The sequence below is a fragment of the Pseudogemmobacter lacusdianii genome (assembly GCF_030848395.1).
Classification (GTDB): Bacteria; Pseudomonadota; Alphaproteobacteria; order Rhodobacterales; family Rhodobacteraceae; genus Pseudogemmobacter; species Pseudogemmobacter lacusdianii.
Genome location: NZ_JAVDBT010000003.1, coordinates 264,337 through 277,725 on the forward strand (window position 1 = coordinate 264,337; position 13,389 = coordinate 277,725).

The 13,389-nt window shown below is 61.1% G+C and carries 13 protein-coding genes; 7 read left to right on the forward strand and 6 right to left on the reverse strand.

Going from position 1 to position 13,389, the window contains the following annotated elements; all coding sequences use genetic code 11:
* Nucleotides 1-56: 56 nt before the first annotated feature.
* Both Q9295_RS04485 and Q9295_RS04490 read left to right on the forward strand, forming a co-directional pair.
* Nucleotides 57-1,070 carry a Fe(3+) ABC transporter substrate-binding protein gene (locus Q9295_RS04485; RefSeq protein WP_306679305.1) on the forward strand — a complete coding sequence of 338 codons (1,014 nt, stop codon included), beginning with the start codon at nt 57-59 and terminating at the stop codon, nt 1,068-1,070.
* 152 nt (nt 1,071-1,222) lie between these two features.
* Entirely contained in the window at nt 1,223-2,164 is a 942-nt protein-coding gene (locus Q9295_RS04490; RefSeq protein WP_306679306.1) for a nucleoside hydrolase, read from the forward strand.
* Nucleotides 2,165-2,193: 29 nt separating this feature from the next.
* Here the strand turns inward: Q9295_RS04490 and Q9295_RS04495 are convergent, their stop codons facing one another.
* From Q9295_RS04495 to Q9295_RS04510, 4 genes are all read right to left on the reverse strand, one after another.
* Entirely contained in the window at nt 2,194-3,216 is a 1,023-nt protein-coding gene (locus Q9295_RS04495) for an ATP-binding protein (RefSeq protein ID WP_306679307.1), read from the reverse strand.
* A gap of 238 nt (nt 3,217-3,454) precedes the next feature.
* Nucleotides 3,455-3,973 (reverse strand): gamma carbonic anhydrase family protein, encoded by a 519-nt coding sequence (locus Q9295_RS04500; protein ID WP_306679308.1) that lies wholly within the window; start codon nt 3,971-3,973, stop codon nt 3,455-3,457.
* Nucleotides 3,970-4,650 (reverse strand): guanylate kinase, encoded by a 681-nt coding sequence (gene gmk / locus Q9295_RS04505; RefSeq protein WP_306679309.1) that lies wholly within the window; start codon nt 4,648-4,650, stop codon nt 3,970-3,972. The genes Q9295_RS04500 and gmk overlap by 4 nt, the downstream gene beginning before the upstream one ends.
* A gap of 2 nt (nt 4,651-4,652) precedes the next feature.
* Entirely contained in the window at nt 4,653-5,558 is a 906-nt protein-coding gene (locus Q9295_RS04510) for a YicC/YloC family endoribonuclease (RefSeq protein ID WP_306679310.1), read from the reverse strand.
* 306 nt (nt 5,559-5,864) lie between these two features.
* Between Q9295_RS04510 and Q9295_RS04515 the strand changes: the two genes are divergently transcribed.
* A complete protein-coding gene (locus tag Q9295_RS04515) occupies nt 5,865-6,578 on the forward strand; it encodes a PAS domain-containing protein (protein ID WP_306679311.1) in 714 nt (237 codons plus the stop codon).
* A 74-nt stretch (nt 6,579-6,652) separates the two neighbouring features.
* Here the strand turns inward: Q9295_RS04515 and Q9295_RS04520 are convergent, their stop codons facing one another.
* On the reverse strand, nt 6,653-8,023 hold the full coding sequence (locus tag Q9295_RS04520; protein WP_306679312.1) for a class II 3-deoxy-7-phosphoheptulonate synthase: 1,371 nt from the start codon (nt 8,021-8,023) through the stop codon (nt 6,653-6,655).
* 156 nt (nt 8,024-8,179) lie between these two features.
* Between Q9295_RS04520 and Q9295_RS04525 the strand changes: the two genes are divergently transcribed.
* A complete protein-coding gene (locus Q9295_RS04525; protein WP_306679313.1) occupies nt 8,180-9,214 on the forward strand; it encodes a GlxA family transcriptional regulator in 1,035 nt (344 codons plus the stop codon).
* A gap of 25 nt (nt 9,215-9,239) precedes the next feature.
* Here Q9295_RS04525 and Q9295_RS04530 read toward each other — a convergent pair whose 3' ends face one another.
* Nucleotides 9,240-10,337, reverse strand: coding sequence for a PQQ-dependent sugar dehydrogenase (locus tag Q9295_RS04530; protein WP_306679314.1), 1,098 nt, complete (start codon nt 10,335-10,337; stop codon nt 9,240-9,242).
* 191 nt (nt 10,338-10,528) lie between these two features.
* Here Q9295_RS04530 and Q9295_RS04535 point away from each other — a divergent pair, with 191 nt between their 5' ends.
* The 3 genes from Q9295_RS04535 to Q9295_RS04545 all read left to right on the forward strand — a co-directional run bounded on the left by Q9295_RS04535 (nt 10,529) and on the right by Q9295_RS04545 (nt 13,389).
* Nucleotides 10,529-11,731: an ABC transporter substrate-binding protein gene (locus tag Q9295_RS04535; protein ID WP_306679315.1), complete on the forward strand. Its 1,203-nt coding sequence runs from the start codon at nt 10,529-10,531 to the stop codon at nt 11,729-11,731.
* A 117-nt stretch (nt 11,732-11,848) separates the two neighbouring features.
* Complete coding sequence (locus tag Q9295_RS04540) at nt 11,849-12,640, forward strand: ABC transporter ATP-binding protein (RefSeq protein ID WP_306679316.1); 792 nt, start codon at nt 11,849-11,851, stop codon at nt 12,638-12,640.
* A gap of 35 nt (nt 12,641-12,675) precedes the next feature.
* Nucleotides 12,676-13,389 (forward strand): ABC transporter ATP-binding protein, encoded by a 714-nt coding sequence (locus tag Q9295_RS04545; protein ID WP_306679317.1) that lies wholly within the window; start codon nt 12,676-12,678, stop codon nt 13,387-13,389.

Here is a 13,389-nt window from a genome sequence, read left to right on the forward strand (position 1 = left end):
CAAGTAAATCACTCAGGTTTAACGCCACTCGAAAGCCTGACAAAAGGACTAAGTCAATGTTCCATTCGTCCCTGCGCCTGACCGTGGCGGCCCTTGCGCTCACCACCGCCCTTCCCGCCTTCGCCGATGAGGTCAATGTCTACTCCCACCGCCAGCCCGAGCTGATCCAGCCGCTGGTCGATGCCTTCACCGCCGAGACCGGCATCGCCGTCAATGTCGCCTTCGTCGACAAAGGCATGGCCGAGCGTCTGCAAGCCGAAGGCGACCGCTCGCCCGCCGATGTGGTGCTCACCGTCGATATCGCCCGCCTGATGCAGATCGTCGATGCTGGCGTCACCCAAGCCGTGCAATCGGACGTGCTTGACGCCAATATCCCCGAGACCCTGCGTGATCCCGCCGATCACTGGTTCGGCCTCACCGCCCGCGCCCGCATCGTCTATGCCGCCAAAGACCGCGTCGCGGATGGCGAGGTGACCACCTATGAAGATCTCGCCTCCGACAAGTGGAAAGGCCGCATCTGCACCCGCTCGGGCCTGAACGACTATAACGTCGCCCTCCTTGGCGCCTATATCGGCCACCACGGCGAAGAGGCCGCGCAAACTTGGGCCCAAGGCCTGAAGGCCAACCTTGCCCGCAAACCCGATGGCGGCGACCGCGATCAGGTCAAAGCCATTGCCGCTGGCGAATGCGACATCTCGATCGGCAACACCTATTACATGGGTCAAATGCTGAAAGACCCCGAGCAAAAGCCTTGGGCCGATGCCGTCCGCATCGTCTTCCCGACCTTCGAGAATGGCGGCACCCACCTCAACGTCTCGGGCGTGGCGCTGACCAAATCTGCTCCGAACAAAGAGGCTGCCATCAAGTTCATGGAATGGCTCTCCTCGGATGCGGCCCAGCAGATCTATGCGGAAACCAACAATGAATTCCCGGTGAAACCGGGCGTTCCGGCCTCGGAGCTTGTCACCAGCTGGGGCAGCTTCACGGCTGACGCCTTGCCCTTGGCCGATGTCGCCAAGCACCGCGCGGCCGCGCTGAAAATCATGGAAACCGTCGATTACGACGGCTAAGGCCAACCTTCCGACGACAGAGACGGGCGCCCCTGCGGCGCCCGTTTTCATGCGGGCCTGACCTCACGTCGTCGCTGCATATCCATCTGACAATCTAGACAAATCGCACCGCCTCGCCTTAGCTGGGCACTCCCCGCCAGCAGGAGACGGACATGGCCGCGCAAAAGATCATCATCGACACAGATCCCGGCCAAGATGATGCCGTGGCCATCTTGCTCGCCCTCGCCTCGCCCGAAGAGCTTGAGGTCTTGGGCATCACCGCCGTTGCCGGAAATGTGCCGCTGCCGCTGACCCAGAAAAACACCCGCATTTTGGTAGAGCTTTCGGGCCGCCCGGTGCCAGTTTACGCGGGCTGCGACGCGCCTTTGCAGCGCAAGCTGATCACGGCCGAGCATGTGCATGGCCAAACCGGGCTAGACGGCGTGCCGCTGTTTGAGCCGAGCCACCCGCTGGAAGCCCAACACGGCGTTGATTTCATTATTGAAACCCTGCGCCGCGAGGCGCCCGGCACGGTCACGCTTTGCCCGCTTGGCCCCTTGACCAATATCGCCGCCGCCTTCCTCAAAGCCCCCGATATCGTCGCGCGCGTCAAAGCCATCGTCCTGATGGGCGGCGCCTATTTCGAGGTTGGCAACATCACCCCGGCGGCTGAATTCAACATTTACGTCGACCCAGAAGCCGCTGATATCATTTTCAAATCCGGGGTTGAGATCGTGGTGATGTCGCTGGATGTCACCCATAAAGCCCTGACCTCTCGCGACTGGATCGAGGGCATCCGAAGCCTTGGCACCAAGGTCGGCGAGGCCGTGGCCAGCTGGACCGATTTCTTCGAACGGTTCGATGTGGAAAAATACGGCGCCCAAGGCGCGCCTTTGCACGATCCCACGGTGATCGCCTATGTCCTGCGCCCCGAACTCTTCTCGGGCCGCAAAATCAACGTCGAGATCGAAACCCAATCCGAGCTGACGCTGGGCATGACCGTGGCCGATTGGTGGGGCGTCACCGACCGCACGCCGAATGCGCTTTTCATCAATACGATCGACCGCGACGGCTTTTACGCCCTTTTGACCGAGCGTTTGGCGCGGCTTCCATAAACGGGGCAAAGCCCAATGGCCGCAGGGGCTTATCCCTGCGGCAAGATCACACTGAAGCTCGATCCAACACCTTTCACGCTCTCCAGCTTCAGCCAGCCGCGATGGCGTTGCACGATGTGTTTGACGATCGCCAAGCCCAGCCCGGTGCCGCCCTTTTCGCGGCTGCGATGACCATCGATGCGGTAAAACCGCTCGGTCAGTCTTGGGATATGGATCGGATCAATCCCCTCGCCCTGATCGCTGACGGTGATGCGCAAAGCTGGGCCACGGATGCTGTTTTCCGCCGTGGCGCGCAGCCGCAACACCTGCCCGGCTGCGCCGTATTTCAAGCCATTCTCCACCAGATTGGTGAAGACTTGCACCAGTTGATCGCTGTCGCCCGGCACGGTCAAAGGCCGATCAAAACCCTCAAGCTCCATCTCAGCGCCAAGGCTTTCCGCCATCGGTTTCAGCGCCCCGGTCACCTGACGCAGCACCGCGGCCAGATCCACTGGCGTCGAGGGCCGCACCCTTTCTTCCGCCTCAACCCGGCTCAATTGCAGCAGATCCTGCACCAGCCGCTCCATTCGGCCCGATTCGCGCGCCATGATCGCTAAGAAGCGCTCACGCGCCACCGGGTCCTCCTTGGCAGCCCCCCGCAAGGTCTCGATAAAGCCCATCAGCGCGGTCAGCGGCGTGCGCAGTTCGTGGCTGACATTGGCCACGAAATCGCGCCGCATCTGGCTGGCCAGCACCTCATCCGAAAGGTCGCGGAACACGCAAAGCGCCATCTGCCCCTCGGGCGCCGCCACCGGCCCGACCGAGGCTTGCCATTGCTGCTCGGCCCCGTCGCGGATCAGCGAAAATCGCGGCTCATCCAAGGGAACGCGCCCCTTCAATGCCTCACCCACCGCCTGCAAAAAGCTCGGAGCGCGCAGCACCAGCGCCACGTTGCGCCCTTCCGTCAATCCGGGAAGGGCTGCGCGCGCATGGGCATTGGCCAGCACCACCTGCTCACTGGCATCGATCACCAGCGCCGGCAAAGGAATGGCGTTGATCGCATCTTGAAGCATAAGGGCCCTCGGCTTGAAACACCTGTGGCCTTCCTAACGCGCTCTGCCGCCCCCGACCAGACAGCGCGTCCCATGTCATGCGCAAAGCCATACCTTTGCCATACACAAACCCGACGCAAACCATACACTGCTGGTGCTGGGACTTCGGGTGCAAAGTCTTCGGTGCAGATTGGGCTGTCAAACAGCCCACCGCCTCACTTCACGCAAAGCATGAAGATCTGCCAGCAAGCATTTAAAATTAAATAACTTTTAGGCCAGATCTGAACCGCGCCGCATTGGCTCGATACCCCTCAGCCGAGCGCAAAAGCCGCGCCTGCGCCTCAGCATCCAAGCTGCGCACCACCTTGCCGGGGCTGCCCATCACCAAGGAGCCATCAGGGATTTCCTTGCCCTCAGTAATCAAAGCACAAGCGCCAATAAGGCAACCTTTTCCGATCTTTGCGCCATTGAGGATCGTAGCCCCCATACCGATCAGCGTGCCCTCCCCAATGGTGCAACCATGCAGCATCGCCTTATGACCGATGGTGCAATTCGCGCCGATCACCAAAGGGTGACCCATATCGGTGTGCAGGACAGAATTTTCCTGAATATTCGAACCGTTACCGATCTCGATCCATTCATTATCGCCGCGCAAAGCCGCGCCAAACCAGATGCCAACCCCGGCCCCCAGCCGCACCCGGCCCATCACATGCGCGCCCGGCGCCACCCAAGCATCTGGGTCGATTTCGGGCGAAATTCCGTCCAGTTCATAGATCATCTGGCCTCAAACTCCTTGTTCAATCCGCGCACGAAATCAGTCATGCCGGGTTGACGATCGCGTCGCATCCGCTCGGCCTGCAACAGCGTCAGAAGCCGCGCGAAGGTTGCCTCAAGATCGTCATTCACCAGCACATAATCGTATTCCGCCCAATGGCTTATCTCGGCTTGCGACTTCGCCATCCGGCCCGCGATCACCTCTTCGCTGTCTTGGCCCCGCCCGCGCAGGCGGCGGTCAAGCTCGGCGATCGAAGGCGGCAGGATGAAGACCGAGACCACATCGCGGCCCAAAGCTGAGTTGCGGATCTGCTGCCCGCCCTGCCAATCAATGTCGAAAAGCGTATCGCGTCCCTCAGCCATCGCTTGCTCGACCGGCGCGCGGGGCGATCCGTAGAAATTGCCAAAGACTTCAGCATGTTCCAGCATATCGCCCGAAGCGACCATCGCCTCAAACTCAGCGCGGGGTTTGAAATAATAGTCGCGCCCGTCCTCTTCGCCCGCGCGCGGCGCGCGGGTGGTGGCCGAGACCGAAAAGCGCAACGTCGGATCCCAAGCCATCAAGCGCTTGGCCAGCGTGGATTTTCCCGCCCCCGAGGGCGAGGACAGGATCAGTAAAAGCCCCCGGCGGCTTTGTGCCAAGGCTTGCGAGGCGGGGGTGGCAACATCTGCAGCAGTCATCGTCATTCCACGTTCTGAACTTGTTCGCGCATCTGGTCGATGACGGTCTTTAGGTCAAGCCCGGTGCGCGTGAGCGCCAGATCTTGCGATTTTGAAAGGAGTGTATTCGCTTCGCGCAAAAATTCCTGCATCATAAAATCGAACTTACGCCCCACCGGGCCTTTTTCGGTCAACAGTGCGCGGGCGGCGGCGATATGGGCGCCAAGGCGATCGGTCTCTTCGGTAACATCCTGTTTTACCGCCAAAATCGCCAATTCTTGGGCGATGCGGGTCTCATCCAGCCCCTCGGCATTCTCCAAAAGCCGCGCGAGAGATTGGCGCAACGCATCCCCCGCCTTGTCCCGGCGCGCAAGGCTTTGCGCCTTGGCATCGCGCAAAAGCGCCTCGATCTGGTCAAGCTGGCCGGTGATGACGCCGGCCAAAGCTGCCCCCTCACCAGCGCGCATCGCGTTGAAATCGGCCAGAAGTGCGGGCAGATCGGCGAGGATGGCGGCGCGGAGCGGCCCGGTGTCTTCCTCGGCCGCCGCATGGTCCAAGACGCCGCGCATGCCCAGCACATCAGCCGAAGTTGGTTGTGCCAAGGTCAGGCCAGCGGCCATCGCCACCTCTTCGACCCGCGCCAAAGCCGCAAGCGTGCTGCTCAGCACTTCTTCATTGACCCTCAGGCCCGGAGCCTCGCCCACCTCACGCGAAAGCCGCAACGACAGGCTGACATTGCCGCGCGCGATGGCCTTTTGCAGCTCTCCGCGCAGGCTGGCTTCCAACCCATCAACCCAATCGGGCACCCGAAGCCGCAGTTCCAGCCCCTTGCCATTGACCGAGCGGATGTCCCAAGCCCAAGCAAAGCCCAAAGCCGCACCACGCCGCGCAGCAAAGCCGGTCATTGAAACTGTTGATGAAACGGTCATCGCGCCTCCTGAACAGCCGCTCTGACCGGGCGACCGTTTACCATTTGTCAAGATTTCCAGCCCGAAAGCTGGGTTTCGGGTTATGTTTACACATCGGTAACACCTCTTACCGCAGCATTAACCAGCAAGTGCCCCAAGATCGTTAGGGCCGAACCGGCAGGGATGCAGCGGCAAGCGAGGCAGTGGTTCAACCACGGGCGTAGCAGAGCCGGTCACAGGCGGCAACCGAAGCCGCCAGAGAACCGCGCGCCATCATGTCACAAGTGCAAAGCTTTGGGCCGCAGGCCCGGAAAGGTGAAGGTCCAGATGTTTACGTTTTTCGGCGGTTCCAACTCGGGCGAGACACAGGATCCCACCCTTCTTGCCGCAGCGCGCGGCCCGGCAGAGGTCCGCGCCTATTGGCAAGCGTTGCGGCAAGGCGGCGCGATCCCGGCGCGGTCGGATCTGGATCCGCGTGGCATGGCCGATGTGCTCGACCGCGTCTTTGTGGGGGAATCTATCGCGCCGGGGCTGGTCCTTCTGCGGATCGCCGGCCATGCGCTGTCGCAGCTGACCGGGATCGAGGCGAAAGGCCTGCCACTCTCGGTGCTCTTCACGCCCGAAGCGCGCGCGCAATTGGCCAAAACCACAGCCCGGGTTCTGGCCGGGCCGGTTGCAGCCGAGTTTACCTTGAAAAGCGAAGCGACGCGGGGGCGGCCCGAGCTTGGTGCAAAGCTTTTGCTCCTTCCTTTGTGCAACCGCGAGGGGCGGCGGAATCTGGTGCTGGGCTGCCTTGCGCCCTTGGGAGAGATCGGCATCGCACCGCGCCGCTTTGGCATTGCCGCTCGGAGTGAGGAGCATCTGGGGCCACAGAACACGCGCGCCATGTCCCGACTGCCCCCTGTGGTGCCTGCTGCAAAGCCGTCCGAAACCCCGGCCCACAACCTGGCGCAGCTCTTTGAGCAGATTGGCGCGGAAAGCCCACGGCCCGCCCGCGCAAAGCCCGGTCGCAGCCATCTGCGGCTGGTGCATTCTTCGTAAACTCGGGACCAAATGACTTAAAAGCAAAAGGCCCCGCCGTTGAGCGGGGCCTTTTTATGAATTCAGTCAATCGGTTAGAAGGCAACCTTACGAGCAGCCTCACGCTGCGCCGACAGCTCTTCCGAGACCAAGAACGCCAGCTCCAAGGCTTGGCTTGCGTTCAGACGCGGGTCGCAAGCGGTGTGGTAGCGGTCCGACAGATCCTCATCCGTCACAGCGCGCAAGCCGCCGGTGCATTCGGTCACATCCTGGCCGGTCATCTCAAAATGCACGCCGCCCGGGATGGTGCCCTCGGCTTTGTGGATCTGGAAGAACTCACGCACTTCGCGCAGCACGGAATCGAACGGCCGGGTTTTGTAGCCGGTCGAGGATTTGATCGTGTTGCCATGCATCGGATCGCAGGACCACAGCACCGAAGCGCCCTCTTCCTGCACCGTCTGGATCAGGCGCGGCAGGTGATCGCCAACTTTGCCCGCACCAAAGCGCGCGATCAGCGTCAAGCGGCCCGGCTCATTCTGCGGGTTCAGCTTGGCCATCAGCACTTTGAGATCTTCAGCCGTGGTCGAGGGGCCGCATTTCAGACCAATCGGGTTCAACACGCCGCGGGCAAATTCCACATGCGCGCCGTCGGGCTGACGGGTGCGGTCGCCGATCCAGATCATGTGACCCGAACCTGCCACCGGCTGGCCGGTGATAGAATCGATGCGGCAGAGCGCCTCTTCATATTCCAAGAGCAGCGCCTCATGGCTGGTGTAGAAGTCCACCGAAGCCAAAGTCGGCGCACTGTCGGGGTTCACCCCGGCGGCACTCATGAAATCCAAGGCATCCGAGATGCGATTCGACAGCTCACGGTAACGCTCGGCCTTGTCGCTTTCGGCAAAGCCCAGCGTCCAAGAGTGGACGCGGTGGATATCGGCAAAGCCGCCCGTCGAGAAAGCGCGCAGCAGGTTCAGCGAGGCCGCGGCTTGGGTATAGGCCTGCAACATCCGGTTCGGATCCGGACGGCGTGCCTCGACCGTGGCGTCGAAACCATTGATGATATCACCGCGGTAGGACGGGTATTCGACGCCACCGATCACCTCGGTCGGGGCGGAACGCGGCTTGGCAAATTGCCCCGCCATCCGGCCGACTTTCACAACGGGAACCTTGGCGCCATAGGTCAAAACCACCGCCATTTGCAGCATCACGCGGAAAGTGTCGCGGATATTGTCGGCGCTGAATTCAGCAAAGCTTTCAGCGCAATCGCCGCCTTGCAGCAAGAAGGCCTTCCCCTCGGCTGCGGCTGCGAGTTGCTTTTTCAAGCGCCGCGCCTCGCCGGCAAAAACCAGCGGCGGATATTTCGACAATTGCATCTCGACCGCAGAGAGCGCAGCTGCATCGGGATAATCCGGCATCTGTACCCGCGGTTTTGCGCGCCAATCCGATTTCGTCCAGCCCTTAGTCATGGCCCCACCATTGGTCGTTTGCGGTAACGGCATGGCTATACGCGTCTGGCCTTAGAAAGCAAAGATGAAAAGGCGACAACGGACAGTCACGGCCCCTTGCTCTCTATTGGATTTCAGGTATCGGTTGCTCACAAACGACGCAATTAGGTCGCAGACATGCCCAGCTTGCAGCGCAAGGCCACTCAGATCAGCAAAGAAGCCCCGCAACGGCGGTTTGTATTTCTGTTGTTGGATGGTTTCACAATGCTGGCTTTCGCCTCGGCGATTGAACCGCTGCGCATTGCCAATCGTATTGCTGGATCAAAGCTCTACAGCTGGTCGCTGACTGGCGAGAATGGCCAAGAGGTGAGCTGTTCGAATGGGGCCTCGTTCAAACTGGACATGGGGCTGGCCGAGATCGACCGCGATGACATCGTGCTGGTCTGCGGCGGCGTCGATGTGGCGCGGGCCACGACCAAACCGATCCTCAACTGGCTGCGGCGCGAGGCGCGGCGCGGGGTCACGATGGGCGGACTGTGCACCGGGGCCTATTCCTTGGCCAAGGCGGGCCTCTTGGACAATAAGAAGGCCACGATCCACTGGGAGAACCAAGACGGTTTCTTGGAGGAGTTTGAAGAGGTTAAGCTGACGAAATCTGTCTTTGTGATGGATGGCAATCGCTGGACCACCGCAGGCGGCACCTCGTCATTGGATTTGATGCTGAAGGTGATCGCCGCCGACCACGGCGAGGATTTGGCCAATACCGTCGCCGACCAGCTCATTTATTCGACGATCCGCACCGACCAAGACACGCAGCGGCTGTCGATCCCGACGCGGATTGGCGTGCGGCATCCGAAGCTTTCCCAAGTCATCCAGATGATGGAAGGCAATATCGAAGATCCGATCTCGCCCGCCGATCTGGCCGAGGATGTCGGCATGTCGACGCGCCAGCTTGAGCGGCTGTTCCGGCGCTATTTGAACCGCAGCCCCAAGCGCTATTACATGGAATTGCGGTTGCAAAAGGCGCGCAACCTTTTGATGCAAACCGATATGTCGGTGATCAACGTCGCCTTGGCCTGCGGCTTTGCCAGCCCGTCGCATTTCTCAAAATGCTACCGCGGCCATTACAACACCACACCGTACCGCGAGCGCGGCACCCAAGGCGTGGCCGGGGGTGTGCCGGGCGGTATGCCGGCGCGGCTGTCGATCTAATCGCCCAAAGCCCCCGGCTTGGCGTCTATGGCGCCAGCCGATAGACCGCGCCATCGGTCACCGACAAAAACCAGATTGCGCCATCTGGGCCTTCTTTCACATCCCGCACACGGCCCGTCTCGGGAGCTGCAATGCGCTCTTCCGCATATCCAGTCGGCGCGGGCGTTTGCGGGTCCAACCGGCCTAGAAAATCGCTGTTGAGCGAGCCGAAGAAGAAATCTCCCTGCCAGTCGGGCACCAAAGCGCCGGAATAGATCATCAGCCCCGAAGGCGCGATTGAGGGATCCCAGTAATGCAAGGGTTGCTCCATCCCTTCGCGCGCGGTCCCGTCGCCAATCGCACCGCCGCCGTAGTTGACGCCGTAGCTGATCACCGGCCAGCCATAGTTGCGGCCGGGCAGCGGGGCATTCAACTCATCGCCGCCCTGCGCGCCATGTTCGGTGGTGAAAAACCGCCCGTCGCCGTCCAATGCCGCCCCTTGGATGTTACGATGCCCCGAGGAGAAGACTTCAGCTTTCCACGCCTGCCCGACCTTGCCAAAACGGATCACCTTACCGATGGAAGTGGCGGGATCTTGCGCCTCTTGCCCCTCAGGACCGGTGCCGCGATCCCCGGTGGCAAGCAGGATCGTGCCATCGCGCGCCTCGACCAAGCGGGCGCCGAAATGTCGCCCGCCCGGCGCGCCTGAGCCCAAAAACACCGTCTCGAACCGCACCAGAGACTTACCATCCGCCGAAAGCCGCCCCTTGCCCGCCGCTGTCGCCAGCCCGCCTTGGGCCTTGGCGGTGAAACTGAGCCAAACCTCGCGCGTGGTTGCGAAATCAGCCGGGATCATCACATCCAGAAGCCCGCCCTGCCCTTCGGCCACGATGTCAGGCAGGCCCGTCACCTCATGCCGGGCGGCGCCGTTCACCAACCACAATTTGCCCGAGCGTTCCGTAACCAAAAAGCGCCCGTCTGGCAGGAAGGCCAAGCCCCAAGGCTCTTGCAGCCCGGTGGTCATGGTGGTGATCTGCATCGGCCCGGCCGAGGTCTCAACCGTCCCCGCCTGCGCCGAAAGCGCTATGGCCAAAAGCGGCGAAGCCATTGCAATGGCACGAAGAATTGCGGGCGGATTTGTCATCACTGGCTCCGAGTTTGCTATCGGATTGAATTTAGGCATAGGGCGGCCAAGCGCCAAATCACAATGCCGAAGCTTTGCCCAAAAGCAGATTATTTCAAGCTTAAACTTTATTTTGCGTAGGCGCTTTTCTTTTGATATTACTGCCTCTAGGCTTCGATCAGGATTACGGTCCAAATCAGGGAGAATTCATAATGAAAAAACTGTTGTTGGCTGCTTCGGCAATGGCGCTTTCTGCCGGCGCTGCGGCTGCGGAAGATGTAAAGATCGGCTCTTTGCTGGGCGCCACCGGCCCGATTGAAAGCATTGCGCCCAATATGTTCACCACCGTTGATCTGGTGGTCAAAGAGGTGAACGACTCCGGCAAAGCCGCCAATGGCTGGGTGTTCCACAACGTCCGCGCCGACTCCACCTGCATCGACAACGCCGCCGCCCAAGCCGCAGCCGAGCGTCTGGTCACCTCGGAAGGCGTCAAAGGCATCGTCGGCGCCGACTGCTCGGGCGTGACCCGCGCTGTTTTGACCAATGTCGCTATGCCCAATGGCATCGTGATGATCTCGCCCTCGGCCACCTCGCCGGCGTTGAGCGTTGACCCCGATGATGGCTTCTTCTTCCGCACCGTGCCTTCGGATGCGCGTGAAGGCGTGATCATGTGCCAAGTGCTGAAGGACCGCGGCTATAGCTCGATCGCGATCTCCTATTCGAACTCGGACTACGGCAAGGGCCAGGCCGAAGCGATCGAAGCCAACTGCAAAGAGATGGGCCTGACCATCACCACCAACGCCAGCCATGACGACGGCAAAGCCGATTACTCGGCCGAAGTCGCGGCATTGGCAGCAGCGGGCGGCGAAGTGCTTGTCGTTGCAGGCTATATCGACCAAGGCGGCAAGGGCATCATCCAAGCTTCGCTTGACACCGGCGCCTTCTCGCTCTTCGGCCTGCCGGCTGGCATGTATGGCGATAGCCTGCCCGAGAACATCGGCCCGGGCCTGAATGGCTCCTTCGGCCAGCACCCAACCTCGGTCGCCGAAGGCTACCAGACCTATCTCGATGCGGCCAAAGCCTTTGAGCCCTCCTTCGACGGTTCGACCAACTTCGCCGCGCAATCCTATGACGCGGCCGCTTTGATCATCTTGGCGATGCATGCCGCCAATTCGACCGATGCGAAGGTTTACAAAGACAAGATCATTGAAATCGCCAATGGTCCGGCCGATGGTTCGGGTGAGCTGATCAAAGCGGGTGAGCTGGGCAAAGCGCTTGAGCTGATCGCCGCTGGCAAAGCCATCAACTACGATGGCGCAACCGGTATCGAGATGCTGGAAAATGGCGACGTTGCCGGCACCTATTCGGAAGACGAAGTCAAAGACGGCAAGTTCACCAGCGTTGGCATCCGCTAAGGCCTAGCCACAGCTGCAATCGGCGCGGCCCGGGGCGCGAACCCCGGGCCGTTGCCTAAAGATAAGACCGCCAGACCAGGACAACCTGGCGCGATGGCAGGTTAAACAGGGGTACATATGATCAAGGTCGAAGGGCTGCATAAGCATTTCGGCGGCTTTCATGCCGTTGATGGCGCGACGCTTGAAATCAAAACCGGAACCATCACCGGGCTGATCGGGCCGAATGGTGCCGGGAAAACCACGCTTTTCAACGTGATTGCCGGACGTTTGCCGCCGACCTCGGGGCGGGTGATCATGGATGGTGAGGATATCACCGGCTTGCCGCCGCATGTGCTGTTTCAAAAGGGCCTCTTGCGCACCTTCCAGATCGCGCATGAATTCAGCTCAATGACCGTGCGGGAAAACCTGATGATGGTGCCGCCGCGCCAATCGGGCGAGCGGCTCTGGAATGCGCTCTTCTCGCGCGGCCAGATCGCCGCCGAAGAGGCTCAGATCCGCGCCAAGGCCGATGAGGTGCTGGAGTTTCTGACCATCAGCCATATCGCCGATGAGAAAGCTGGCAATATCTCGGGCGGGCAGAAAAAGCTGGTCGAGTTGGGCCGCACCATGATGGTCGATGCCAAGATCGTCTTTCTTGATGAAGTCGGCGCAGGCGTGAACCGCACGCTGCTCAACACCATTGGCGATGCGATCATCCGGCTGAACAAAGAGCGCGGCTATACTTTCTGCGTCATCGAACATGACATGGATTTCATCGGTCGGCTTTGCAATCCGGTGATCTGTATGGCCGAGGGCAAGGTGCTGGCCGAAGGCACTTTGGAAGAGGTCAAGAACGACGAGCGCGTGATCGAGGCCTATCTGGGCACCGGGCTGAAGAACAAACTCAAAGAGGAGCAGGCACATGCGTAAGCCCCTCTTCGCAAAACAAATTCCCGAGGTGCCCCGTGGCTGAACCCTTCCTGATTGGCGAGGCGATGACCGGCGGCTATGGCCCGGTCGACATCTTGCACTCTTGCACCATCGCGGTTGAGAAAGGCGAGATCGCCGTCATCGTCGGCCCCAATGGCGCTGGCAAATCCACCGCGATGAAAGCCGTCTTCGGCATGCTCAACCTGCGCCAAGGTGCTGTGCGTTTGGGCGGCGAGGATATCACCAAGCTCTCGCCGCAGGCGCGGGTGCGCAAAGGCATGGGCTTTGTGCCGCAAACGTCGAACATCTTCACCTCGATGACGGTGGAGGAAAACCTTGAGATGGGCGCTTTCATCCGCAGCGATGACACGATCGCCCAGACCATGGAGCAGGTCTATGACCTCTTCCCGATCCTGCGCGAAAAGCGCCACCAGCCGGCGGGCCAGCTTTCCGGCGGTCAGCGCCAGCAGGTCGCCGTCGGCCGCGCGCTGATGACCCAGCCGCGCGTTTTGATGCTGGATGAGCCGACCGCAGGCGTCTCGCCCATCGTGATGGACGAGTTGTTCGACCGGATCATCGAGATCGCCCGCACCGGGATTTCGATCCTGATGGTCGAGCAAAACGCCCGCCAAGCGCTGGAGATCGCCGATAAGGGCTATGTCCTTGTGCAAGGCAGCAACCGCTTCACCGACACCGGAAAGGCGCTGCTGGCCGACCCCGAAGTCCGCAAATCCTTCTTGGGGGGCTGA

Coding starts and splice junctions, on each gene's coding strand:
- Q9295_RS04485 (WP_306679305.1), top strand. CDS start 57: ATGTTCCATTCGTCCCTGCGCCTGACCGTGGCGGCCCTTGCGCTCACC.
- Q9295_RS04490 (WP_306679306.1), top strand. CDS start 1,223: ATGGCCGCGCAAAAGATCATCATCGACACAGATCCCGGCCAAGATGAT.
- Q9295_RS04495 (WP_306679307.1), bottom strand. CDS start 3,216: ATGCTTCAAGATGCGATCAACGCCATTCCTTTGCCGGCGCTGGTGATC.
- Q9295_RS04500 (WP_306679308.1), bottom strand. CDS start 3,973: ATGATCTATGAACTGGACGGAATTTCGCCCGAAATCGACCCAGATGCT.
- gmk (WP_306679309.1), bottom strand. CDS start 4,650: ATGACTGCTGCAGATGTTGCCACCCCCGCCTCGCAAGCCTTGGCACAA.
- Q9295_RS04510 (WP_306679310.1), bottom strand. CDS start 5,558: ATGACCGTTTCATCAACAGTTTCAATGACCGGCTTTGCTGCGCGGCGT.
- Q9295_RS04515 (WP_306679311.1), top strand. CDS start 5,865: ATGTTTACGTTTTTCGGCGGTTCCAACTCGGGCGAGACACAGGATCCC.
- Q9295_RS04520 (WP_306679312.1), bottom strand. CDS start 8,023: ATGACTAAGGGCTGGACGAAATCGGATTGGCGCGCAAAACCGCGGGTA.
- Q9295_RS04525 (WP_306679313.1), top strand. CDS start 8,180: ATGCCCAGCTTGCAGCGCAAGGCCACTCAGATCAGCAAAGAAGCCCCG.
- Q9295_RS04530 (WP_306679314.1), bottom strand. CDS start 10,337: ATGACAAATCCGCCCGCAATTCTTCGTGCCATTGCAATGGCTTCGCCG.
- Q9295_RS04535 (WP_306679315.1), top strand. CDS start 10,529: ATGAAAAAACTGTTGTTGGCTGCTTCGGCAATGGCGCTTTCTGCCGGC.
- Q9295_RS04540 (WP_306679316.1), top strand. CDS start 11,849: ATGATCAAGGTCGAAGGGCTGCATAAGCATTTCGGCGGCTTTCATGCC.